Genomic DNA, 24,278 nt, shown 5'->3' with positions numbered 1-24,278 from the left:
CCGCCCGTTCGTTGACAATGAACGAGTGCTATCCTTACAATATAGATGTACGTTTTTTAGACAGCTTCGATGAATAACCGAAATGAACTAAGAAACACCTTGCAAAGGGGAGGTGAACCCATGGGTACAACAACTTGGATTGTCATACTTCTCCTCACATTACTGATCGCATTCATCGTAGGCTACTTCTTGCGGAAATCGATTGCAGAAGCGAAAATTCAGGGCGCGGAAACAGAAGCGACGAAAATCGTGGAACGTGCACAGGTGGCAGCGGAAGCAACGAAAAAAGAAGCATTACTCGAAGCGAAAGATGAAGCCTTTAAACTTCGGACAGAAGTGGAAAAAGAACTTCGTGAACGTCGTCAAGAGCTAACGAAACAAGAAGGACGATTGCTCCAAAAAGAAGAGACGCTCGATCGCCGTGTTGATTCCATCGACCGTAAGGAAGAACAAATCAATACGCGGGATGCAGAGATCGCGAAACGGAAGCATCAAGCTGAAGAGTTAGAACGAAAAGTAGAGGACCTGTATGAACAGGGACGCCAAGAGCTCGTACGTGTTGCGAATCTTTCGCAAGACGAAGCCAGAGCTATCATCATGGATGAGACGAAACAAGCTGCAATGCATGACGCGGCAATTCTTCAAAAAGAAATTGAACAAAAAGCAAAAGAAGAAGCGGACAAAAAAGCACGAAACATTCTTTCACTCGCGATTCAACGGTTCGCCGCAGAACACATCGCGGAGACGACGGTTTCTGTCGTCAACTTGCCGAATGACGAGATGAAGGGTCGGATCATCGGTCGTGAAGGACGAAACATTCGGACACTGGAAACATTGACGGGGATCGATTTAATCATCGATGATACACCGGAAGCGGTTATCTTGTCCGGGTTTGATCCAATTCGCCGTGAAGTGGCGAAAATGGCGCTTGAGAAGCTGGTTCAAGACGGTCGGATTCACCCGGCTCGGATTGAAGAGATGGTTGACAAGTCCCGCCGAGAAATGGATGAACGGATTCGTGAGATCGGTGAAGAAGCGACGTATGACGTCGGAATTCACGGAATTCACCCGGATCTCGTCAAAATTCTCGGTCGCTTGAAATACCGGACGAGTTACGGTCAAAACGTCCTGTTCCACTCGCTTGAAGTCGCGCATCTTGCCGGCATGATGGCAGCGGAACTTGGAGAAGATGTAACGCTTGCGAAGCGCGCCGGTCTTCTGCACGATATCGGGAAAGCGATTGACCATGAGGTCGAAGGAAGTCACGTTGAGATCGGGGTTGAGCTCGGTACGAAGTACAAAGAGCACCCAACCGTCATCAATGCGATTGCTTCCCACCACGGGGATACAGAAGCGACATCTGTCATTTCTGTTTTGGTCGCAGCAGCTGATGCTTTATCTGCCGCACGCCCAGGTGCACGTCAAGAAACGCTTGAAAGCTACATCCGACGTCTTGAACGTCTGGAAGAAATCTCAGAATCATTTGACGGTGTTGAGAAGTCCTTTGCGATCCAAGCCGGTCGTGAAGTTCGGATCATCGTTCGTCCTGATGTCGTCGACGATGTCCTTGCGCATAAAATGGCAAGCGATATCCGGAAAAAAATCGAAGAAGAACTCGATTATCCGGGTCACATCAAAGTCACGGTCATTCGGGAAACACGGGCAGTCGAATACGCAAAATAAGCAGAGTGGCGGGCGACCGCCACTTTTTTTAATGATTGGAGGAAATTTTTTTGAAAATCTTATTTATTGGTGACGTCGTCGGGGCACCGGGTCGTCATATCCTGCAACAGTTCACAGCACGAATCAAATCGAAGTACAATCCGACGGTCATGCTGGTGAATGGAGAAAACGCCGCACACGGGCGGGGGATCACGAAATCGATTTACCATCAGTTGCTTGAGCTTGGGTTCCACGGCGTTACGATGGGGAACCATACGTTTGATAACCGCGACATCTTTGATTGGATTGATGATGCAGACCGGATCGTCCGTCCTGCCAATTATCCGGAAGGGACACCCGGTCGCGGAATGATGGTCTTAAAAGTCGGCAACAAAAAAATCGCCGTCATCAACGTGCAAGGCACTGTTTTCTTACCACCACTCGGCGATCCATTCCGGATAGTCGATGAATTGGTTGCGGAAGTCGAGGGTGAGGTCGATGCAATCTTCGTCGATGTTCATGCGGAAGCGACAAGTGAAAAGATTGCCATGGGCTATCATCTGGCAGGTCGTGTCCAGGCCGTCGTCGGAACGCATACACACGTCCAGACGGCAGATGAACGGATTCTCGAAGGGGGAACCGCCTATATCACGGATGTCGGGATGACAGGACCGCTGGACGGTGTCCTCGGTATGCGCAAGGAAGATGTCTTGCGGAAATTCAAAACACAACTCCCAACCCGGTTTGAAGTTGCAGAAGGACGGGAACAGTTAAATGGAGTCTTGATTCATATTGATGATGTATCGAAAAAAGCTACGAAAATTGAACGCATTCATCTAACGGATCAATCGATTTTCTTTGATTGAGTGTTGATTTTTGATTGGGAGGTACGTGCATGGACGTCCTGAAAGTATCAGCTAAATCGAATCCGAATGCGGTCGCAGGGGCGCTTGCGGGTGTACTTCGAGAGAAGGGTTCTGTCGAGATTCAGGCAATCGGTGCAGGTGCACTCAATCAATCCATCAAAGCGGTTGCAATCGCCCGAGGATTTGTCGCACCGGCAGGGATGGACCTGATCTGTATCCCGGCATTTACCGACATCATGATTGATGGGGAAGAACGGACGGCAATCAAACTCATCATTGAACCACGATGATGCATCATTGGACATAGGTCCTACTGTATGTAGACCATTTACTCGTTGGAGTAGATGGTCTTTTTTTTCGCTCGATTCCCTGAAGGAGGATTGTGCAACTATCCGGAAATCGGTATCATGGGGGAGGATAGTGAAGCAGACAGCTTCAATCATTTCAGGGGATCAGAAGGAGCGAACGTCGATGTACAATCAATTGTCATGGAAAGTAGGCGGTCAGCAGGGTGAGGGGATTGAATCGACTGGTGAAATCTTCGCCATTGCCTTGAACCGTCTAGGTTATTACTTATATGGATACCGTCATTTTTCATCGCGGATCAAGGGTGGACATACAAACAATAAAATCCGGGTCGCGACACATGAAGTCCGGACTGTTGCCGATGATTTAGATATCTTGGTCGCGTTTGATCAGGAAACGATCGACGTCAACTTCCATGAGTTACGTCAAGGGGCGATCATCATTGCCGATGCGAAGTTTAATCCGACGAACCCGGATCAGACACGGGCCGTCCTCTATCCGATTCCTTTTACGGAAATTGCGGCAGGACTCGGCACATCCTTGATGAAGAATATGGTCGCAATCGGTGCGTCGAGCGCCATTCTCGGCATTCATCCGGAACGGTTCCAAGCCGTCGTTGAACAGATTTTTGGACGGAAAGGACCGGAGATGGTCGAGAAAAACTTATCGGCGATTCGTGAAGGGGCGGCTGCCTTTGAAGCGATGGCCGGAACGGCGGAACGGTTTATTCTGGATCCTGCCGACGGTCAGCAACGGATGTTCATGATCGGGAACGATGCGATTGCGCTTGGGGCGGTTGCAGGAGGCGCCCGTCTGATGGCGGCATATCCGATCACGCCGTCATCGGAAATCATGGAGTACTTAATCAAAAAATTACCACAATTCGGCGGAACGGTCGTCCAGACGGAAGATGAGCTCGCGGCTGTAACGATGGCAATCGGTGCCAACTACGCCGGTGTCCGTGCCTTGACGGCATCAGCCGGACCGGGTCTGTCTTTGATGGCAGAAGCGATTGGTCTGTCCGGCATGACGGAAACACCACTCGTCATCATTGATACCCAGCGCGGAGGACCGTCAACCGGATTACCGACGAAACAGGAACAGTCGGACTTGATGGCGATGATTTACAGCACCCATGGCGAGATTCCAAAAGTCGTCCTGGCGCCGTCGACCGTCGAAGAAGCCTTTTACGATGCGGCAGAAGCTTTTAACATTGCGGAAGAGTATCAGTGTCCGGTCATTCTCTTGACGGACTTGATGCTGTCGCTTGGAAAACAGTCCGTCGAACCGCTTGATGTCAATCGGGTTGAAATCCGTCGCGGGAAACTGATCTCAGGTGATTTGCCGGAACTCGAGGGCAAAGCGTACTTTAAACGTTATGAAGTCACGGAAGACGGTGTCAGTCCACGTGTCGTTCCGGGAACGAAACACGGAATTCACCACGTGACCGGGGTCGAACATAACGAAGAAGGCCGTCCGTCGGAAGCGACGAAGAACCGGGTCGATCAAATGACGAAACGACTAAGAAAGCTGAACCAGTTCCGGATGAAGGATGCGGTCCTTGTGACAGAACAGCATGCGACACCGGATATTCTGTTTGTCGGCTTCAACTCGACGCGCGGTACGATTGAAGAAGTGATGCCGCGTCTTGAGGAGCAGGGGATTCATGTCGATCATCTCCATATCCGCCAGATGCACCCGTTCCCGAGCGAACTGGTCCGTCCGCATCTCGAACGGGCCAAACAAGTTGTCGTCGTCGAATACAATGCGACGGGACAACTGGCAAAACTGATTCAGATGAACTGTGGTTTTGCGGAAAAAATTGAACACATTCTAAAATTCAACGGCGACCCGTTCTATCCGGCGGAAGTGGTGGAACAAGTCGTCGCAGGAGGGGTTTTCCATGGCAACATTTAAAGATTTCAGAAACGATGTGAAACCCAACTGGTGTCCGGGCTGCGGTGACTTTTCGATTCAGGCGGCCATTCAACGGGCGGTCGCAAACGTCGGACTGGAGCCGGAAGAACTTGCTTTGATTTCCGGCATCGGCTGTTCGGGCCGGATTTCCGGTTACATCAACACTTATGGCTTCCACGGCGTCCATGGTCGCTCGTTACCGATTGCCCAAGGCGTCAAGATGGCGAACCGGGAATTGACGGTCATCGCTTCCGGAGGAGACGGTGACGGGTTTGCGATCGGGATGGGGCATACGATTCACGCCTTCAAACGGAATGTCGACATGACGTATATCGTCATGGACAATCAGATTTACGGTTTGACAAAGGGACAGACGTCACCGACGTCGGCGCTTGGATTCAAGACGAAATCAACACCAAAAGGATCAATCGAAAAAAGTGTCTCGCCGGTCGAACTGGCGCTGACGGCAGGCGCGACGTTTGTCGCCCAGAGTTTTTCGAATGATTTAAAAGGATTGACGAGTCTGATCGAACAGGCGACGAAGCATAAAGGATTTGCCTTCATCAATGTCTTCAGTCCTTGTGTCACGTTTAACAAGGTCAATACGTACGACTGGTTCAAGCAGAACTTGACGAAACTGGACGATCTGGAAAACTATGATGCGACTGATTTGGACGTTGCCAAACGAGTGGTCCATGAACATAACGGGCTCGTCATGGGCTTGATTTACCAAGACGATTCGCGTCCGGATTATCAGTCACAAATTGATGGCTATGCGGATCGTGGACTGACTTTTGCAGATCTCGACATGAATGAAGAAACATTTGGTAAACTTGCTGCTGAATTCATGTAAACTAGAGTAGAATGATTGTTTGATGATTTGGGGATGCTCAACACTTGGTCATTACCGATTAGAGAAATAGGTAAGACCCATGAAGGAGTCGGGGAGACATGACAAAATTAGTGACAGCTGTAGAGGATACGACAAAAGTAAAGACGATGCGGGCGCTCGTCAAGGAAGAACGTGGATTTGGTGCGGTCTTAAAAGAAGTAGCCGTTCCAACACCGAATCGGGGCGAAGTGTTGATTCGTGTCGAGGCGACATCGATTTGCGGGACAGACGTCCATATTTATGAATGGGATGCCTGGGCGGCGTCACGCGTCAATCCACCGTATGTTTTTGGTCATGAGTTTTCAGGCGAAGTCGTTGAACTGGGTGAAGGGACAAAACGTCTGAAACTCGGCGACCGGGTCTCGGCGGAGACACATATCGTTTGTCACCAATGTAAACAATGTCTGCGGGGACAATACCATATCTGTAAAAACACAAAAATCATCGGCGTCGATACGCAAGGCTGTTTCGCCGAGTATGTCGTCATGCCGGAAGAAAACCTTTGGGTCAATCCGGAAGATATGCCGGCCGGCATCGCGTCGATTCAAGAACCGATGGGCAATGCCGTCCATACGGTCCTCGCCAGTGACGTCAGTGCCAAGACGGTGGCCATCGTCGGTTGCGGTCCAATCGGGTTGATGGCTGTATCCGTCGCGAAAGCGGCAGGGGCGGCAGAAGTCGTGGCGATTGACGTCAATCCATACCGGCTCGAACTCGCGAAGACGATGGGCGCGGATGTCGTCATCGACTCCCGTCATGAAGATGTTCTTGAACGCGTCCGGATGATGACTGACGGTGACGGCATTGATGTCGTCTGCGAAATGAGCGGTCATCCGGTCGCGATCGGTCAAGCATTCGAGATGGTGACGGCAGGCGGAGATGTCAATATCTTGAGTCTGCCGGTCAAACCGGTTGAAATTGATTTGACGAACCATGTCGTCTTTAAAGGAGTCCGTGTTCAAGGGATTACCGGACGGAAGATGTATGAGACATGGAGTCAAGTGTCCGCTTTCTTATCGAGCGGAAAAGTTGATGTGAAGCCGTTGATCACGCACACGTTACCACTCGAACGGTTTGAAGAAGGATTCGAATTGATGCGACAAGGGAAGTGTGGAAAGGTCGTACTACAACCAAGGGGGACGAATTGATGGGTTTTGAGCATTTACGGACAGAATTGGAAGAGATGAAACAGGCGGGGACGTTCCGCGAACTCGTGGCGCTTGAAAGTGCCCAGCACAACCGGGTGACGGTTGACGGAAAAGAATTGATTCAATTGTCGTCGAACAACTATCTCGGACTCGCGGCGCATCCGCGTCTCGCGAAACGGGCAGCCGACGCGGCACTCGAATTTGGTGCGGGAACTGGTTCGGTCCGGACGATTGCCGGAACACTCGAGATGCACCAAGCCTTCGAACGGGAACTGGCGACGTTTAAACATACGGAAGCCGCACTTGTCTTCCAGTCGGGCTTCGCAACGAACCTCGGCGTATTATCCGCGTTACTCGGACCGGAGGACGTCGTCATTTCCGATGCGCTGAACCATGCCTCGATCATTGACGGGATTCGTCTGACGAAAGCCAAACGCCGTATTTACAACCACGTGGATCTCGCGGACTTGGAAGCGGCCTTGCAAGAAACACAGGACGCGCGGACACGTCTCGTCGTAACGGACGGCGTCTTCTCGATGGACGGAAACATTGCACCGCTTCCGGAAATCGTTGAATTGGCTGAAAAATACGATGCCCTCGTCATGGTCGATGATGCCCATGCGTCAGGTGTACTCGGAAAAAGCGGTCGCGGAACCGTCAATCATTTTGGACTCGACGGACGGGTTGCGTTGCAAGTCGGGACGTTATCAAAAGCGATTGGTGTCCTCGGCGGATATGTCGCGTGTGAACAACACGTTAAAGACTATCTGATCCATAAAGGTCGTCCATTCTTGTTCTCGACGTCGCATCCGCCGGCAGTCGTCGAAGCGAACCGGGAAGCACTCCGCGTCATGGAAGAAGAAGTGGAACTGTTTGACCGTCTGTGGGAAAACACGGAGTTCTTCAAACACGGATTACGGGAACTCGGGTTTGATATCGGCACGTCAACGACACCGATTACTCCGGTCATCGTCGGCGACGAAGCGTTATGCCATCAGCTGTCAGACCGTCTGCGTCAACACGGTGTCTTTGCACAAGGCATTGCCTTCCCGACCGTTGCCAAAGGCAAAGCACGTGTCCGGACAATCGTCACAGCAGAACATACACGAGAAGACTTGGAACAGGCGCTCGAAGCGTTTAAACAAGTGGGGCAGGAATTGAAATTGATTTAACAAAAGGTACGAAACGATAAAAGGGACGGCACATCTTCCGATGCGCCGTCCCTTTTTAATGTTCTTCACTCATGGCGTTCGATTAATAAACAGCGATCGGTCCATAGGGTCCGTCGATGATTTCGAGCGGGGTCTCGAAGATATCCGAAAGCGTTTCGGCGACCATGATTTCTTTGACCGTACCAAAGGCAGCGACTTGTCCGTCTTTCATGGCACAGATGTGGTCCGAGTATTTAGCTGCAAAATTGATATCATGTAAAACTGTGACGATTGTCCGTCCGAATACATCGGCGACATGACGAAGGTAACCCATCATCTGGACGGATCGGGCGATGTCGAGGTTATTGAGCGGTTCATCAAGTAAAACATATTCCGTTTCCTGACAAAGCACCATCGCAACGTAGGCACGTTGCCGCTGACCGCCGGAAAGCTCGTCGAGATAACGATGCTCGAGCTGTGTCAAATCGAGGAAATCGATGTACTTTGAAGTGATGGCCTCGTCTTCCGGTGTCAGTCGTCCTTTGGAGTAAGGGAAGCGGCCGAATCCGACCAATTGACGGACGGTCAACCGGGTTACAAAATGATTTTCTTGACGCAGAATCGTAATGATTTTTGCCAAATCCTTGGACTTCGTGCTCGATACGTCCAGACCTGCGACCTGGATGTGCCCTTCGTCGAGATGCAACAGACGACCAATCATCATCAGTGTCGTCGATTTACCCGCGCCGTTTGGTCCGATGAGGGCAGTGAGACCGGCTTTTGGCAGCTCGAGCTGGAGGGGACCGATTTGAACATGATCGCTGTACGATTTCTTGACTTGATCTAATTTAATCATAGGGACCTCTTTCTTAATAACACCGCGAGGAAAATCACACCGCCAAACAGTTCGATGATGACGGAGACCACGCTCGGTGCATTGAAAATATGATACATGAAGAAATAGGCGCTTGTCAGAACGAGAAAACCAATGGAAAACGCCATCGGCAGGACATACTTATGATCGTACGTTGAAGCGACCTGATAACTCAGTGTTGCGACTAAAAATCCGAAAAACGTCAACGGTCCGATCAATGCCGTCGACATGGACATGAGCAGAGAAATGAGAATGAGGACATAGATGACGCTGCGGCGGTGATTCACGCCGAACGATGTAGCGACATCCTTTCCGAGTGCGATGACATTGAGGCGATTAGCCGACAAGAACAACAGGATGCTGACGACGATGACGATGGGAATCACGATCGGAAAATAAGCCGCATCCGCATTCGTCACAGAACCAAACAGTCGGGCTTGCAGGATGTCGAACTCAGATGGCGCAAGCATTCGTCGCATGAACGTCGAAAGCGAATTGAGTCCGGTGCCCATGATGATGCCGATCAAGAGCATGAGCTGCAAATTCGCGTATTTTCCGGATAACAGCCAGCCGTACAACAGTAAACTCATGCCTAACATGAGGATGACTTGTGTGAAGAAGGCTCCTGTCCCTGTGAAACCAATCAATGCACCGGCACCGAAGAAGAAAATCATCGACGTTTGGATCGTTGCATACAGTGCATCGAATCCAAGGAGTGACGGGGTGATGATTCGGTTATTCGTCACCGAGTGAAAAGCGACGGTAGCGAGACTTTGACAAAGCGCCGCGATGGCCATCGTCACAATCGCTGTGATCCGGCGTTCGACGACCGGCCAGAAGGAAGGGGACTGAACCGGAACCGGATTGTTGTAGACGAGGAGACCAAATGAACAGAACAGTCCACCCAGGAGAAAAAGACAAAGTAAGATCCAGTAACGCCGTTCGAGTTGCTTGGATTGGAAGGCCGAAGTGTCCCGATCACGTGTATGAGACGTCGTCAGTTCAGGTGTATAGGTTTTAGATGTTGGATCCATGAGGGAACTCATCGCACGCCTCCTCTTCTTCGTTGTCGTAATAAAATGATGATGAAGACAGCCGCACCAACCGTGCCGAGAATAAGTGAAACGGGTAATTCGAACGGTTGGATGATCGTCCGCGATATCAAATCACTGACGAGGATCGTTCCCATCCCGATGACACATACCCACGGCAAGTTACTTCGGAGATCGTCGCCGCGAATCATGGAGACGAGATTGGGCACAATCAGACCAAGAAACGGTAAATTTCCGATCACCGTTGCGACGATTCCGACTGACAAGGCAATTAATCCGGTAGCGACCATCATGAGACGGTTGTAATTGATACCGAGGCTCGTGGCGATATCTTCTCCGAGACCGACTACGGTCAACCGGTTGGCCAGAAAGAAGATGCAAATGGTGACACCGATGATAATCCATAAGTATTCGTAACGACCGATTTGAATCGACGCAAATGAGCCCACAAACCATCCTTCAAGTGCTTGACTTGCCCGGAAAAACAATCCAAGAAATGTCGAGATGGCAGAAATGACAGCACCGAGCATAAGACCGATGATTGGAACAATCAGTGAAGAGCGTAATTTAACCGATCGCAAGAACCAAAAGAACACCATCGTTCCGATGAACGCAAAGATGATGGCGCCGGTCATGCGCATCATGAGCGTGGGAGCGGGCACCAGCAGATAAACGGTCAAAAGACCAAGTCCTGCCCATTCGATGGTGCCTGTTGTCGTCGGTTCCACGAGACGGTTTTGTGTAATGAGTTGCATGACGAGCCCGGCCATCGCCATGGCTGCACCTGTCAGCATGAGCGCTAAGGTTCTCGGAACCCGTGTAATCCAAAACATATCAAAATCATTTGTCTGTCTGCCTAGTTCGTACACGCCGGTAAATAAAGAGGTGACAGCAAGGAGGAAAATGATCAGCAACGCTATGATAAACGACGGGGTCCAAACGGCAGAAAAGGAAGGTCGAGCGTTCGGCTCAACTCTTCCATTTACTTGTTGGGGCTGCCTCTGTTCCATTTACTTCACGAGCGCTTCCGACACACTTTGGAAAAACTCCGAATAGGTCTGGATCGATTCATTTAAATACATGTCTTTTGGCGTATAGACGATATGATCTTGTTTGACTGCCGTCGTTTTTTGAAGTGCAGGTGCTTGATCAATGACATCTTCCGCCGGAACCGCACCTTCCGCGTCACCAAGCGGCGCATCCCGGTCTAACACGAACAACCAGTCCGGATTACTTTGCGCAATGGCTTCAACGGAAACTTCATCTCCTTGATCGTTCCCTGACTTCTTGTTGACCTCGAGAGCCGGTTTCCACCCGAATATGTCATACATCGGTCCGAAGACGCGGCCGCTCATCGGGGCTGAGAAACCGATATCTCCTCCTGAGACGATGACCGACATGATGCTGTCGTTTCCGTTATATGATTTTTTGGCGTCTGCAATCGACTGTTCGAATGTCGTGACGAGTTGTTGTGCTTCTTGTTCTTTGGCAAAGATTTGACCAAGCGTTTGTGTCGTATCTTCAAGTCCCTTGACTAACAGTTCACCTGGAGTACCGGAATCCTCAGGCAGCTCCACATCCAAATCGATGACAGCCGCTTGCGGCACTAACTTCTTGATATCGTCATAGTAATCAGCAAAACGTTGACCGACGATGACGACATCCGGATCAACACCAGCGATGGCTTCCAAGTTGGGTTCGAAATGCATCCCGACGTCGACGATGTCTTTGTCTTTGGCATACGGGGATTCAGCCGGTAACAAGCCGACAGGAGCAGCCGCGAGCTCGACATCCCATGCGGCGAGCGTCTCAAACGTTCGGTTATCGAGGGCGACCACTTTCTCCGGATTGACAGGTACTTTGATCGTACCGTGCGCATCCGTGATTTCTACCATTTTAGATGTTTTTGTTTCTCCGTCCGCTGTCGTATTGGCTTCGTTTGCCGTTCCACATGCCGCGAGTAAAACGGCAAGCGAACTCATCATAACGGATGTCTTTAATGTTCCCACTATTCTTCATCTCCTTTTTTTTGCTGACAATCCCTCATCTCAATTCATCTGCTGCTGTATGTAGTCTGAATCCGAGTACAGGTATTATTGATAATGATTATCATTGTCATCTTCAAGGGAAATAATAGCAAACACCATTCGAATATGCAACGACAATTTTATTTTTACGAAGATCCACTTTTTTTATTTCTATAAACTATATAAAAATAAAAAAGGCTGGTTAGTGATTAGCTGTAGTGACTTGATAAGGGCGTTAACAAAGAAAAATTGCTTTTAAATTAAAAGTGATTTGATTTATTAAAAAATCATTTTAGGGGAATAGGCAAACTGTTACATTTTCTTAGACTATTTGATTAGCCGGCGTAATCAATTGTAAGATAGGGAAAAGATGACAAGAACAAGACAGAGAGAAAGGACGTGTGACGGTTTGATCAGGATGAGAAAAAAACTAATTGTACTGTCGTTCGTCTTAATGGCAACGATGCTTGGCGGATGTATCCGAATCCAATACGATGCGACCGTCCATACGGATCAAAGCGTGACCTTAAAAACGACGTATGCGGCAAAAGAACACCCCGTGGCGCGGTTACTTAACTTAAATCCGGATTGGAAGACGTACGTCAAGCAGGCAGAACAAAATGGTTACGCCGCCGAGACGTTCCAGACGGACGATGATTACGAAGGCATCAAGATGGAAAAGAAATTTGCCAAGTTCGAGGATTTAGCGACCATCAAAGACGAATGGAAAACCGGGATCGGCGGAATTTTGATTCCACCGGATACGACATATGAGGTCAAGACGGAAAAAGGATTTTGGTTTAATACGTATCGTTTGGATACAAATATTGATTTAAGTATCGACCGGTTGAACATCAAAGGGTATCAACCGACCGGTCAAGTGAAAAAATTAGCCGATCGGTATATCCGACAAGCGGACGTTGAAATCAACTTGCACGGACCAAAAGTGATTGGTCTGCAAAATGGTGAAAAGATCGATTGGGCCAATCATAATAATGTCTCATGGAAATTGTACGGGACAAAAGCCAATCAACTGCAACTGATCGCGTACGTTCCGAATCCGACCGGCTGGATCATTACCGGAGTTGTTCTGTTGATTGGTCTCGGATTGTTGATTTTCTGGATCGTGCATCACGTTCGGAAATTACGACGGAAACAGTTTAAGACGATCGGTCTTTCACTGGTCATTTGTCTCATCGTCGGCGGTGCAGCGTGGTGGATTTTTGCGGATGAGACGTCCAGTGCGCCACCACCGACCAAACAGATTGTGACGAAACAGGTTGGAGAAATTACACCGACCTTCATGGTGCACGGGCTGTTCGGGACGGAACGGACGTTTTTGCCGATGATCAAAAATTTCACCGACAAGAAATTGGCGGATGACGGGGGGCGGTGTGATGTCTCACGCAACGGAAAAGTCGCGTGCAGCGTCACCCCTTCGACGACCGGGTATCCACTTGTACGAATTGTGTTTGAAGATGATGAAGCGAGTCTCGTCAATCAGCAGAAATGGCTCAGTGCCGCCATCGAACAATATGACCGGCAACAACAGGCGACGTTTACCGACATTCAGCTGGTCGGGCACAGCATGGGAGGAGTCGACGTCGTCGCCTATACGTTAAAAGAAGACATTCCGTACAACGTCCGAAAACTCGTGACGCTCGACGCACCGATCAGCGGATCGGATTATGCGACGCTCGGCTTGACACTCGCGCCGTTCGGAACAAATACGAACAGTCCGGCAATTCAGGATTTGGCGGAAAATTCGGCGGCGATGAAAAATTTGAAGGACCGGCTCGAGACGTGGCCGCGTGACGTCCTTGTGTATTCATTCGGGGCGAAAGGCGGCGACTTCAACCTGATTCCGCTGAAAAGTTCGTTTGCGCTTGAGGCCTACACGGATAACATCGAGACGAAATCTTACAAATACGATCACTTTACGATTCACCGTCGGGAGAAGGTCTTCCGTGAAGTCCGTAATTTTTTGTTTAAAGAAAACTTAGTCACGGAAAAAGAAAATCTGGACACGGAGGAGGAGTCTTCATGAAGCGGATTGTGATCATTGGTGGCGGGATTGCCGGCGTGACGGCGGCAGCATTGTTGGCACGGGAAGGGCATGATGTGACGCTGTGCGAAGGGAGCCGTGAATGGGGCGGCTCCGCCGGCAAGTTCACCCGGAAGGATTTCACCTATCCGGTCGGAGCGACACTTGGCATGGGATTTGAGCCCGGCGGCATCCACGACCGGGTGCTGCGTCATCTGCAGCTGGAACAACCTGTCGAGTTACTCGATACCGTCATGGCGATCAAACTCGAAGGACGGACGATTCTGTATTACCGCGATCGGACCCGTTTCATCGCGCATTTGAAAGAACAGTTCAAACCAAAAGCCGACGCGATCCAATCATTTTTTGACGAAATCGATAAGATTCAACACCACGTAAGACCATTGATGGAGGCATTACCGGCATTGCCGGTCAAAACGTTGTCCGACGCCCGAATGATTATGAAAGAAGCACCGTCGAGCCTTCCGCTGATGCGGTACTTAACGCGGACGATCGGAGACCTCTTGCGACACCATCAGCTTGACGGGACAACGTTCGCCCAACTGATTGACGGAATTTTACTCGACAGCATGCAAACCGGGACGGAAGCTTCGGCGTTGCTTGGTGCCGTCGCGCTGTCGATTTATCATGATGGCGCCTACTATGTACCGGGCGGATTGTATCAAGTCGCTGAACGACTGAAGACTTCTGCTGAACAGGACGGCGCGATCATCCTGCTTGGACGGAAAATCACCTCCGTCCGTCAAACGGCGGATGGGTTTTTACTTGAAGACCGCCGGGGACGCCTGCTTCTTGCGGACGAAGTCATCGGCGCCTTACCGATCGAAGCGATGCAAGAGCTGGTCGGCCCTTCCTTGCAATCGACGTTGCGTCGGACGTATAAACGACAGGCGGCCTTGTCCCAGTGGGCGACGTTTACGTATTATGCGGCTTTACCCGAGACGATCATCCAAGACGATTTGGCTTTTCGCCAAATTCACGATCCGATCCTTCCATCCGGTCATGCCTTCATTTCCTTGTCGCAAGCAGGCGATCTGAACCGGGCACCCGCAGGATGCCGGACGTTGACGATGTCCTGTCACATTCCGCTTGGTCAGTTCGAACGCAAGGACAAAGAGCGTTATGCTCAACAAATTGCCTCGATGCAGGACAAGTTCGAGACGATTCTTGAGCGCGAGTTTCCCGGATTTCGGGAGCATGCGATCGAGCGGCATCCGGGAGGACCGGGTGCCTGGGTCCGCTATACATCGCGTCCGGACGGCGGTGTCGGAGGTTATCCCCAGCTGCCGTCGACCAGTCTGTTCCGGGCGGCTTCGTTTCGGACCGGTGTCCCCGGTCTTTACATCATCGGGGATACAGTTTTTCCGGGAGCCGGAACGATTGGTGCGACGACATCAGCAATTCATGTCGCGCGTCAGTTCGGAGTCAGCATCTGACAGAGAGTTTGGGAAATGATGAAAGAAGCGGCCGGATGGTCGCTTTTTTTTAAGAACAGGATTATGATTGAGGCGAGACGGGAAGTAGATAATCATGAGCAGAAAAAGAGAGAAGGAGTGAACGAGATTGAATCAGTTTGAGGACAAGTGCCAACATTTTATTCAAGAACGGCGACCGGAAGTCGGTCCGTTGGTTTTCACGAACGCTCGGACATTTATCAATGCCCGCGGATTAAGCGTTTATGAGCGGATTTACCAAGGGAAAGAAGAAGTTCGGTTGGCGTTTGTAGAACAAACGGCAGGACATCAAATCGTCTCCTTGATGGAGAATACATTCGGAAACGGACTCGTCTATTTCGTTTCGACAGCCACCGCGACATGGGACGGCGAAAATTTTGGAGAATTTACGTTTTAACTACATAACGAGTCCCAGTCCGGAAGAGGCTGGGACTCTTTCATGTCGAAACTTGTACCGGTCTTTGAACGTATACCATGTATGAGGAAAAATGCAGCGAGAAGGAGGAACCATCTTGCAAGAACACGCACAAACACCGAAGTCATCGACACGCCGCCTGGCGACCGTGTCGCTGATTTTTATGGCCGTCGGCTTCATTGCCTCGTTGCCGTTTAAAGAAAACGATTGGGTCTTTTGGTTGCAAAGCGGATTTGAAGCCGGTCTGGTCGGCGGAATCGCCGATTGGTTCGCCATCACGGCGTTGTTCCGTCATCCGCTCGGATTAAAGATTCCGCATACAAATCTGTTGCCGAAAAACCGGGAACGGGTCATCGAGTCGATCGTTCAGATGCTTGAGAAGGATTTGCTGAATAAAGAAAGTATCGTCGAAAAGTTGCGGCATATGACGCTTGCCGATCGTTTCATCAAATTGCTTCGTTCGATCGTCCTGTTGCCGGCGTTTCGTTCGACGGTCACGGAGTTGTTGACCGGTATTTTGCATAAACTTCCGCGGGAGGCGATTTTAAAGGTCGTCGATGAGCGGATTTCCGATACCGTCAAAGCCTATCCGTCCAAACGCTTGGCTGAACGATTGATGGAGTTGAATGACGAACGCCGTCTCGATGAGTTGGCGATTGACCAGTTGCTCGGATATGGTCAACGCTTGCTGGAAGACCCCGTCATTCGCGATCAGATTGGTCGTCTCGCTTATCACGCGATGATCGATCAGGAGAAAAATACCTTTTTACGGGTCACGGCGAAAACCGTTCAAAAAGTCTATTCGGAAGAACGGTTGAGTCTCGTCATTCAATCGGTCCTGCTCAGTGTGATTCAAGATATGAAGCAGGTCCATCACCCGAACCGTCTGGCGATTCTTGACCATCTGCGCCGCAACCTGGCCCAGTTGACTCAAGATGAGGAACGTCTCGCGAAAATCGACCACTGGAAAGCAACCGAAGTGGACCGCTTTGATCTCCAACCGGTCTTGCACCGCGCGTACACCGCGGGCGTCGAGGAATTGAAGACGTATCTGGCATCTGATTCGTTCTGGGAGAACCGAGCCTTGCCGTTGATGAACCAAGCACTCGACGAATGGGATCAGCATCCGACGTTCAAAGAAGAAAGCGACCGGTGGATGAAAGATCAACTCGTCCGGTTTGTCGATCAAAATCACCAAAAGATTGGTGGTCTGGTCCGCGAAAACTTGAATCGGTTTGATACCGAAACATTGATTCATATGATTGAGGATAAAGTCGGGAACGACTTGCAATGGATCCGGGTCAATGGCGCGATTTGCGGCTTCTTCATCGGGCTGATTCTCGGTGGAATCAAACTATTCGTAGGATGAGGAGAGATAACATGTGGCAAGAGGAACTGATTTTACAGGATGACTATGACTTTGACGGGATCCGGAGACGACTGCGGGGCGATCGGCTCCAAGTCGAACGGAACGATCAACTGCTCGTACCGATTCTGTTGCCGGAAGGAAAGTTCGTCGGTCGGATTGAGGCGCCCGGGCGTCGCGTCATCCTCTTGTCCGGTGAAGGACCACAACAGCCGATGGTGCACCAGTTGCGCCATCGGTTTCGTCTGGATACACTGAACCCGAGTCGTGGTTTAGCCGGGACGTCACTTGACGGAATCGTGACAACGTTTGGGGCCGAACGGCTTGTGCTTGATATTAATCCCTTTACTGCCTTGATTCGGTCCATCATTCACCAACAAATCAATCTGTCCTTTGCGCAAGTCTTGATGGAACGGGTCTGCCGGACGTTTGGAACGGAGCAGGATGGCATCATTTTTCCACCGACGGCTGAAGCATTACGAGACCTTGAACCGGAGCAACTTCGAACACTTCAACTGTCCGGAAGAAAGGTCGATTATCTGCTCGGTGCCGCCCGGGCTTCAATTGATTTTGAACAGTTGATGACGGCGCCGGATGCGGCGATTGCCGAAACGTTGATCTCCTTAAAAGGGGTCGGTCCATGGACCGTGCAAAACGTTTTGATGTTCGGCTATGGACGGGAAGATTTGTTTCCGGCGTCCGACATCGGCATTTTACGGGCGTTTGAACGGTTGCATGGCAGTCGTCCGACTGTCGAAGAAGCGGTCCTGTTAGCGGAGGAATTTGCGCCGTACCGGAGTCACGCCGCCTATTTGTTGTGGCGATCGATTGAATAAGGAACTATTCTTGTCACCCCTTGAAGAGAACGGTATAATGAATGCGATAAGAACGAGTCATCGTTCGTAGACATGATAAGCGTAGCGGGATCACCGCTTCCGATAGAGGGGACGAATGTTTATGTATACAGATGAACAAATCATCGAAAAGGCAAACGAAATCGCGAAAATGATTTCTGAGACGTCAGAGGTGGAACGGTTCAAAGCCGCTGAAGCCAACATCAATGGAAACGAAAAAGTCCAAAAGATGATGAAACAGATCAAGTTCTTGCAAAAAGAAGCCGTCAACTGCCAACATTACGGCAAGACGGAAGCATTGGCACGTGTCGAAGCAAAACTGGATAAATTATTCGCAGAACTCGATGAGATGCCGGTCGTTCAACAATTCCAAGAGTCACAGGAAGAAGTGAACGGTCTCTTGCAATATGTCACCGTGACGATCTCAAACGGGATCACGGATCAAATCATCGAAGCAACAGAGGGTGATGTGCTGGCGGGGAAAACAGGCAGTGGCATGGAAGCAGAAAATAAAAGCGGCGGTTGCGGCTATTAATCAATGAACTGAATTGGAAAAGCCGACGGATTCCCGTCGGCTTTTTACGCGAATGAGGTGAAAATCATGGAAGCAGTCCACAACACACCGATGATGAAACAATATTTTTCCATTAAGGCGGATTATCCCGATGCCTTTTTGTTTTATCGTCTGGGTGATTTTTATGAGTTATTTTTTGAGGATGCCAAACAAGTGGCACATGAACTGGAATTGACACTGACTGCAAAAAACGGCAAGAATGCCGAACACCCGATTCCGATGTGCGGTGTGCCGCACCATGCGGCAAACGGCTACATTGAACAATTGATCGAACGCGGTTATAAAGTTGCTTTGTGCGATCAGGTCGAAGATCCGAAGTTGACGAAGGGACTCGTCAAACGCGAAGTCGTCCAAGTCATCACGCCGGGAACCTTGATGTCGTCGTTGACGGAAAAAGAAAACCGCTATCTCGTTGCAGTCGTCGAACAGGACGGACGATTTGGTATCGCCCGCGGTGATGTCTCGACCGGAGAAAGTGCCTTGACGAGTGTTGCGACAATCGAGGCTGTCGCCAAGGAATTGAGTATCATCTTACCGCGCGAAATCATCATCACGACGCGTGAACATGAAGCAGCACTCAGTCATCTGCAGATTCCGCTGACGGAAAGTACACGTCGGGAAAGTCATCCGCACGGTGACCGGGCGATTGACGCGGCACAAGCAGACGCTTTTGCTGTCTTGTACGCGTATATGCATGATACGCAAAAACGGTCGCTGGCGCATTTGCAGCCGGCACTGGTCTATGAAGCGGCCGATTTCATGCAACTGGAGCCGAATACCGTCAAGAATCTGGAACTGGTCCGATCTGCTCGGACCGGCGATAAAAAAGGGTCATTGCTCGGTCTGTTGGATGTGACCGGAACGGCGATGGGCGGACGGATGCTGAAACGCTGGCTCGAAAAACCATTGCTGTCGGAACGGACGATTACAGAACGGCTCGACGCCGTCGAAGAATTGTTGGCGCATTATTTTGAGCGGCAACAGCTGAAGGATACGTTGCGGGAAGTATACGATTTGGAACGATTGGTTGCGAAAGTCGGATACGGGACGGCTTCTGCCCGTGATCTCGTCCAATTGAAATCGACGCTCCGCTTGATTCCGCGTATTCAAGCCGCCCTTGAAGAACTGTTGAGCGACCGTTTGGGACAACTGGCAATCGGGCTCGATCCCCATGAGGAACTGACCGACTTGCTGGACCGTGCCTTTGTCGAAGCCCCGCCGATCTCGACGAAAGAAGGCGGGATGATCCAACCGGGCTTCGACCCGGCACTGGATGAACTGCTCATGGCGTCGAAAGACGGAAAGACATGGCTGGCGACACTTGAAGCAAGTGAACGGCAGGCGACTGGGATCAAGACGCTGAAGATCGGTTATAACCGGGTATTTGGGTACTATATCGAAGTCTCGCGGGCCAATGCCAAACTGTTGCCGGAAGGACGGTACGAACGTAAACAAACGCTTGCGAACGCTGAGCGGTATGTCACGCCGGAACTGAAAGAGAAGGAAGCGTTGATTCTTGGGGCTGAAGAAAAAAGCATTACTCTCGAATACGAACTGTTCTGCCAAGTCCGGGATCAAGTCAAAACACAGATTGAAAGCCTGCAACGGGTCAGTCGGCGGATTGCGGAACTGGATGTTCTCGTCGCCTTGGCGGAAATCGCAGAACGTCATGACTATGTCCGACCGTTAACGATTACAGGACGGAACGTGACGATTGAGAACGGACGTCACCCGGTCATCGAGACGGTTCTGCCGCGCGGGGAATATGTCGCGAACGGCATCGCCTTGCACGAGGAACGCGAAATGCTGTTGATCACGGGACCGAACATGTCCGGTAAATCGACGTACATGCGTCAATTCGCCCTGATTGCCTTGTTGCATCAGATTGGATCGTTTGTACCGGCAAGCCGGGCCGAGTTACCGGTCTTTGATCAAATCTTTACGCGGATCGGAGCAGCCGACGACTTGGTCAGCGGACAATCGACGTTCATGGTCGAGATGGTCGAGACACAAGAAGCCTTGACCCGGGCAACGGACCAATCGTTGATTCTGCTTGATGAAATCGGTCGCGGAACATCGACATATGATGGAATGGCGCTCGCGCAAGCCATCGTCGAACATATCGCCGACCACGTCGGAGCGAAAACATTGTTCTCGACACACTATCATGAACTGACCGTTCTTGAGGAATCGATGCCGCGGCTCGCGAACGTCCATGTCCGGGCGGTCGAGCAGGATGGACGAGTCGTCTTCCTGCATGAAGTCCGCGACGGAAAAGCCGATCAATCTTACGGGATTCATGTCGCGCGGTTAGCGGATCTGCCGGATTCCCTGATTGACCGGGCGGAAGTATTGTTGTCTGAATTTGAACAGACGGAAAAACAGACGCCTGAGTCACCAAAACAACCGGTTGTTCAGGCGGAACCCGTCGATCAACTGAGTCTCTTTGCCGAGCCCGATCCGATGCGGGAAACGATTCAGACGCTTGATCTGATTAACATGACACCGCTTGAAGCATTAAATACGTTGTATCGTCTGCAGGCAGAAGCAAGAAAGTAAGGAGGCGTAACACATGGGAATCATTCGGGAACTATCAGATTCATTAGCGAACCGGATTGCAGCAGGTGAGGTCGTCGAACGCCCCGCTTCGGTCGTCAAGGAACTGGTCGAAAATGCACTCGATGCGGGTGCGACGCAAATTGATGTCGAACTCGAAGAAGCCGGCATGAAACGAATGACAATCCGTGACAACGGTCACGGCTTTTATCCGGAAGATGCAGAACTTGCCTTCGTCCGTCATGCGACAAGTAAAATCAAGGACGAACACGATTTGTTCCGGATCAAGACACTTGGGTTCCGGGGAGAGGCCTTGGCGTCGATTGCGTCCGTCAGTAAAGTGACACTGAAGACGAAGCGGGAAGACCAGGAAGGGGTTCAGCTGACACTTGATTACGGGACATTAACGGAGCGTTCGGCGATTGCGATGAACCGCGGAACGGAACTGACGGTCGAGCAATTGTTCTTTAATACACCGGCCCGACTGAAGTACCTCAAGACGACGCATACCGAACTGGCAGCCATCACGGATATCCTGAACCGGGTCGCCTTTGCCCATCCGGACGTCAAACTCTATGCCGTCCATGAAGGAAAAGTTTTGATTCAGACGAACGGATCCGGAGACGTCCGGCAGGCACTGGCCAGCGTCTACGGACATCAGACGATTCAAGGGACACTCGTCGCGACCGGATCGACAGCGGATTACCAGCTGACATGTCATCTCGTCAAACCGGAAGTGACACGGGCTTCGAAAAACTATATCACACTGATTCTAAACGGACGTTCGGTCAAAAACTTCGCGCTGACGCAAGCAGTCTTAAATGGATATCATACACTGTTACCGATCGGTCGTTTTCCGATTGCTGTAATTGAAGTGACGATGGATCCCTTATTGATAGATGTCAACGTCCATCCGGCGAAACGGGAAGTCCGTCTGTCAAAAGAAGCAGAACTGGGTCAACTGATTCAGGAAACGATCCGGTTGACGCTCAGCCGCCAGACGTTGATTCCGAAAGTGACCCCGCCGAAACCGAAAAAAGATCCGAGTGCGCAGGAAAAATTAGAGTTTTCTTACGTGGCGGAACCGGTTGAGGAGCTGTCATCACGGTCAGTCTGGAACTATCCGATCCCGAAACGAACAGAGGCGGGGGATGACCGGACGGTGGCACCTAGCCGAACTGGGGCGTCGGAACCATCAATCGAGCCGCAAGCACAGCTGCAACCGGAACAAGTAGAGGAGCCGGTCGCGACCGGTCCGAAGTTTCCGCATCTCGATGTCATCGGGCAGCTCCATTCTTCGTATATCGTCTGTGCCGGAGCGGACGGCATGTATTTGATTGATCAACACGCCGCCCAGGAACGGATTAAATATGAAACGTATAAAGTCATGTTCGGCCGCCCGCTCGAACAACGGCAGCAACTGTTGTTGCCGTACACGTTTGAGATTGCAAGCGATGATATGCGACGGATGGATGAAGTCCTGCCGTTGTTGCGTGACGTCGGGATCGAACTGGAATCGTTTGGTCCACAAAGTTTCATCGTCCGTGAAGTTCCGACGTGGTTCCCGTCCCATCGCCAAGAGGAAACGATTCAGGAATTGATGGATGAAGCCTTGATGAAACGGAAGGTGGATCTCGAAAGTTACCGCGAGGACGCCGCCATCATGATGGCATGTAAAAAATCGATCAAAGCGAATCATCCTCTTAATCACGAGATGATGCGCCAACTGATTGCCGATCTTGCGAAAACCGAGATGCCGTTCACCTGCCCACACGGTCGACCGGTCATCATCGAATGGACGAATTATGAGCTGGAAAAACTGTTTAAGCGTGTCATGTAAAGAAGGACCCATCTGTTTTTGAACAGATGGGTTTGCTTTTGTCTGTAGTGTGACAGAAAAACGGTTCTCCACCTGTGAGAACGGTTACTTCAACAAATCTAGCTCATTTCATTGATTGTTCACAAAGTGAGGCGGATAATGAATCCCGAATACGTTAAACAAGGGGAAATCATTATGCGTTCAAAAACTTTACTTGGTGTGACTGTGATCTTACAAATCGTCCTGATTTCATGTTTTGCCATGATCGGCGACTGGATCAGTTTGACTTTGCATTTACCGTTACCGGGAAACATCATTGGATTGATTTTATTGTATCTAGCATTAAAAAGCCGTCTGCTGCAAATCGAACATGTGGAGCGTGGGGGAAAACTCTTATTGCTGGTCATGCCGCTGTTTTTTGTCCCGGCATTATCCGGCATCATGGACTATACGGACTTCATGCGTCAATCGGGGCTGCAAGTGCTTGTGATTCTGGTCATCAGCAGTTTGCTGACCTTGACCGGATCGGCGTACATCGTCGACCGTCTGGCACGCCGGAAAGAGGAGGCGACCGTTCATGAGTGAAGCACTGCTTTGGTTCATGCTGACGATTCTGCTGTTTGCCGGAGCCTTCTGGTTGTATCAGAAATACCCGTTTATCTGGATGTTGCCGATTTTGACGGTGACGGCTGCCGTCATTGTCATCTTAGCGCTGAGCGGGACATCACATGCTGTTTACATGTCCGGGGGACAATATTTATCGAAGATGTTGGGACCGGCGATTACGGCATTCGCGATTCCGCTTTACCATGTCCGTCATCACGTCCGTCGTTTCATTCCGGAGATCTTGCTTGGTGTCGGCATCGGAACGCTGATTGCGTTGACGTCGGATTTAATGCTCGGACTGCTGTTGCATCTTGAACGGACGACGAATCTGGCCTTATTGCCGAAGTCGGTCACGTTACCTGTCGCCTTGGCGATTTCGGAACGGTCCGGCGGAACACTCGCCTTGACGGCGACATTTGTTCTCGTGACAGGGCTTGTTGGTTCGATCGTTGGTCCACGACTGATGACCGGTCTGAAGATTCGGCATTTCGTCAGTCGCGGCGTCGGTTTGGCCTCGATTGCCCATGTCATGGGGGCGACGAAATCGATGAGTCTCGATCAGCGTGAAGGGGCGGTTGGTCTGCTGACGATGGTGTTGACGGCTATCCTAGCCAGTGTCCTTGCACCGTGGATTATTCAAATGGTATATTGAAGGAAAATACTTCCAATAAAAA

General features: G+C 50.6%; 21 protein-coding genes. 17 read left to right on the top strand and 4 right to left on the bottom strand.

Annotated features, from left to right (window positions below):
- Positions 1–120 precede the first annotated feature (120 nt).
- The 7 genes from rny (at position 121) to P397_RS0111715 (ending at position 7,963) form a co-directional block, all read left to right on the top strand.
- On the top strand, positions 121–1,683 hold the full coding sequence (gene rny, locus P397_RS0111745) for a ribonuclease Y (protein WP_026833447.1): 1,563 nt from the start codon (positions 121–123) through the stop codon (positions 1,681–1,683).
- Positions 1,684–1,733: 50 nt separating this feature from the next.
- Positions 1,734–2,528 carry a TIGR00282 family metallophosphoesterase gene (locus P397_RS0111740; RefSeq protein ID WP_028106675.1) on the top strand — a complete coding sequence of 265 codons (795 nt, stop codon included), beginning with the start codon at positions 1,734–1,736 and terminating at the stop codon, positions 2,526–2,528.
- A gap of 29 nt (positions 2,529–2,557) precedes the next feature.
- Positions 2,558–2,818 carry a stage V sporulation protein S gene (locus P397_RS0111735; RefSeq protein ID WP_026833446.1) on the top strand — a complete coding sequence of 87 codons (261 nt, stop codon included), beginning with the start codon at positions 2,558–2,560 and terminating at the stop codon, positions 2,816–2,818.
- A gap of 181 nt (positions 2,819–2,999) precedes the next feature.
- The gene (locus P397_RS0111730) at positions 3,000–4,751 is read left to right on the top strand and encodes a 2-oxoacid:acceptor oxidoreductase subunit alpha (RefSeq protein ID WP_026833445.1); all 1,752 of its coding nucleotides are present in this window, start codon (positions 3,000–3,002) and stop codon (positions 4,749–4,751) included.
- Positions 4,738–5,604: a 2-oxoacid:ferredoxin oxidoreductase subunit beta gene (locus tag P397_RS0111725; protein WP_026833444.1), complete on the top strand. Its 867-nt coding sequence runs from the start codon at positions 4,738–4,740 to the stop codon at positions 5,602–5,604. Before P397_RS0111730 ends, P397_RS0111725 begins: the two co-directional genes overlap by 14 nt.
- 98 nt (positions 5,605–5,702) lie before the next feature.
- The gene (gene tdh / locus P397_RS0111720; protein ID WP_035414191.1) at positions 5,703–6,791 is read left to right on the top strand and encodes an L-threonine 3-dehydrogenase; all 1,089 of its coding nucleotides are present in this window, start codon (positions 5,703–5,705) and stop codon (positions 6,789–6,791) included.
- Positions 6,791–7,963 (top strand): glycine C-acetyltransferase, encoded by a 1,173-nt coding sequence (locus tag P397_RS0111715; RefSeq protein WP_028106673.1) that lies wholly within the window; start codon positions 6,791–6,793, stop codon positions 7,961–7,963. The genes tdh and P397_RS0111715 overlap by 1 nt, the downstream gene beginning before the upstream one ends.
- A gap of 82 nt (positions 7,964–8,045) precedes the next feature.
- Here the strand turns inward: P397_RS0111715 and P397_RS0111710 are convergent, their stop codons facing one another.
- Genes P397_RS0111710 through P397_RS0111695 form a run of 4 tightly spaced genes read right to left on the bottom strand, consistent with a single transcriptional unit; the run spans position 8,046 to position 11,877 of the window.
- Positions 8,046–8,798 carry an iron ABC transporter ATP-binding protein gene (locus tag P397_RS0111710; RefSeq protein ID WP_028106672.1) on the bottom strand — a complete coding sequence of 251 codons (753 nt, stop codon included), beginning with the start codon at positions 8,796–8,798 and terminating at the stop codon, positions 8,046–8,048.
- Positions 8,795–9,850, bottom strand: coding sequence for an iron chelate uptake ABC transporter family permease subunit (locus P397_RS0111705; RefSeq protein WP_407636711.1), 1,056 nt, complete (start codon positions 9,848–9,850; stop codon positions 8,795–8,797). Before P397_RS0111705 ends, P397_RS0111710 begins: the two co-directional genes overlap by 4 nt.
- Positions 9,851–9,858: 8 nt before the next feature.
- Entirely contained in the window at positions 9,859–10,878 is a 1,020-nt protein-coding gene (locus tag P397_RS0111700; protein WP_064506558.1) for an ABC transporter permease, read from the bottom strand.
- A complete protein-coding gene (locus P397_RS0111695) occupies positions 10,879–11,877 on the bottom strand; it encodes a siderophore ABC transporter substrate-binding protein (protein ID WP_028106669.1) in 999 nt (332 codons plus the stop codon). It abuts the gene before it with no gap.
- Positions 11,878–12,304: 427 nt separating this feature from the next.
- On the opposite strand from P397_RS0111695, the gene P397_RS0111690 reads away from it, so the two are divergent.
- The 10 genes from P397_RS0111690 to P397_RS0111640 all read left to right on the top strand — a co-directional run bounded on the left by P397_RS0111690 (position 12,305) and on the right by P397_RS0111640 (position 24,256).
- Positions 12,305–13,942 carry a DUF3153 domain-containing protein gene (locus tag P397_RS0111690; protein WP_028106668.1) on the top strand — a complete coding sequence of 546 codons (1,638 nt, stop codon included), beginning with the start codon at positions 12,305–12,307 and terminating at the stop codon, positions 13,940–13,942.
- Positions 13,939–15,396 carry a phytoene desaturase family protein gene (locus P397_RS0111685; RefSeq protein ID WP_028106667.1) on the top strand — a complete coding sequence of 486 codons (1,458 nt, stop codon included), beginning with the start codon at positions 13,939–13,941 and terminating at the stop codon, positions 15,394–15,396. Before P397_RS0111690 ends, P397_RS0111685 begins: the two co-directional genes overlap by 4 nt.
- Positions 15,397–15,523: 127 nt before the next feature.
- The gene (locus tag P397_RS0111675) at positions 15,524–15,811 is read left to right on the top strand and encodes a hypothetical protein (protein WP_026833435.1); all 288 of its coding nucleotides are present in this window, start codon (positions 15,524–15,526) and stop codon (positions 15,809–15,811) included.
- 115 nt (positions 15,812–15,926) lie between these two features.
- The gene (locus tag P397_RS0111670) at positions 15,927–17,198 is read left to right on the top strand and encodes a DUF445 domain-containing protein (protein ID WP_028106666.1); all 1,272 of its coding nucleotides are present in this window, start codon (positions 15,927–15,929) and stop codon (positions 17,196–17,198) included.
- An 11-nt stretch (positions 17,199–17,209) separates the two neighbouring features.
- Entirely contained in the window at positions 17,210–18,031 is an 822-nt protein-coding gene (locus tag P397_RS0111665; RefSeq protein WP_028106665.1) for a DNA-3-methyladenine glycosylase family protein, read from the top strand.
- Positions 18,032–18,146: 115 nt separating this feature from the next.
- Complete coding sequence (locus P397_RS0111660; protein WP_028106664.1) at positions 18,147–18,584, top strand: RicAFT regulatory complex protein RicA family protein; 438 nt, start codon at positions 18,147–18,149, stop codon at positions 18,582–18,584.
- Positions 18,585–18,650: 66 nt separating this feature from the next.
- A complete protein-coding gene (gene mutS, locus P397_RS0111655) occupies positions 18,651–21,182 on the top strand; it encodes a DNA mismatch repair protein MutS (RefSeq protein WP_028106663.1) in 2,532 nt (843 codons plus the stop codon).
- 13 nt (positions 21,183–21,195) lie between these two features.
- Positions 21,196–23,019 carry a DNA mismatch repair endonuclease MutL gene (gene mutL / locus P397_RS0111650; protein ID WP_028106662.1) on the top strand — a complete coding sequence of 608 codons (1,824 nt, stop codon included), beginning with the start codon at positions 21,196–21,198 and terminating at the stop codon, positions 23,017–23,019.
- 174 nt (positions 23,020–23,193) lie between these two features.
- Entirely contained in the window at positions 23,194–23,583 is a 390-nt protein-coding gene (locus P397_RS0111645; protein WP_035414186.1) for a CidA/LrgA family protein, read from the top strand.
- A complete protein-coding gene (locus P397_RS0111640; protein ID WP_026833429.1) occupies positions 23,576–24,256 on the top strand; it encodes an LrgB family protein in 681 nt (226 codons plus the stop codon). The genes P397_RS0111645 and P397_RS0111640 overlap by 8 nt, the downstream gene beginning before the upstream one ends.
- Positions 24,257–24,278 lie beyond the last annotated feature (22 nt).

The sequence above is a fragment of the Exiguobacterium undae DSM 14481 genome (assembly GCF_000620805.1).
Classification (GTDB): Bacteria; Bacillota; Bacilli; order Exiguobacteriales; family Exiguobacteriaceae; genus Exiguobacterium_A; species Exiguobacterium_A undae.
The sequence above is the reverse complement of the archived record's forward strand: the minus strand, read 5'-3'. Positions and strand labels throughout refer to the sequence as shown.

Bases quoted from the DNA above. Each gene is read 5' to 3' on its own strand.
- rny (WP_026833447.1), top strand. From the start codon at position 121: ATGGGTACAACAACTTGGATTGTCATACTTCTCCTCACATTACTGATC.
- P397_RS0111735 (WP_026833446.1), top strand. From the start codon at position 2,558: ATGGACGTCCTGAAAGTATCAGCTAAATCGAATCCGAATGCGGTCGCA.
- P397_RS0111730 (WP_026833445.1), top strand. From the start codon at position 3,000: ATGTACAATCAATTGTCATGGAAAGTAGGCGGTCAGCAGGGTGAGGGG.
- P397_RS0111725 (WP_026833444.1), top strand. From the start codon at position 4,738: ATGGCAACATTTAAAGATTTCAGAAACGATGTGAAACCCAACTGGTGT.
- tdh (WP_035414191.1), top strand. From the start codon at position 5,703: ATGACAAAATTAGTGACAGCTGTAGAGGATACGACAAAAGTAAAGACG.
- P397_RS0111715 (WP_028106673.1), top strand. From the start codon at position 6,791: ATGGGTTTTGAGCATTTACGGACAGAATTGGAAGAGATGAAACAGGCG.
- P397_RS0111710 (WP_028106672.1), bottom strand. From the start codon at position 8,798: ATGATTAAATTAGATCAAGTCAAGAAATCGTACAGCGATCATGTTCAA.
- P397_RS0111705 (WP_407636711.1), bottom strand. From the start codon at position 9,850: ATGGATCCAACATCTAAAACCTATACACCTGAACTGACGACGTCTCAT.
- P397_RS0111700 (WP_064506558.1), bottom strand. From the start codon at position 10,878: ATGGAACAGAGGCAGCCCCAACAAGTAAATGGAAGAGTTGAGCCGAAC.
- P397_RS0111685 (WP_028106667.1), top strand. From the start codon at position 13,939: ATGAAGCGGATTGTGATCATTGGTGGCGGGATTGCCGGCGTGACGGCG.
- P397_RS0111665 (WP_028106665.1), top strand. From the start codon at position 17,210: ATGTGGCAAGAGGAACTGATTTTACAGGATGACTATGACTTTGACGGG.
- P397_RS0111660 (WP_028106664.1), top strand. From the start codon at position 18,147: ATGTTTATGTATACAGATGAACAAATCATCGAAAAGGCAAACGAAATC.
- mutS (WP_028106663.1), top strand. From the start codon at position 18,651: ATGGAAGCAGTCCACAACACACCGATGATGAAACAATATTTTTCCATT.
- mutL (WP_028106662.1), top strand. From the start codon at position 21,196: ATGGGAATCATTCGGGAACTATCAGATTCATTAGCGAACCGGATTGCA.
- P397_RS0111645 (WP_035414186.1), top strand. From the start codon at position 23,194: ATGCGTTCAAAAACTTTACTTGGTGTGACTGTGATCTTACAAATCGTC.
- P397_RS0111640 (WP_026833429.1), top strand. From the start codon at position 23,576: ATGAGTGAAGCACTGCTTTGGTTCATGCTGACGATTCTGCTGTTTGCC.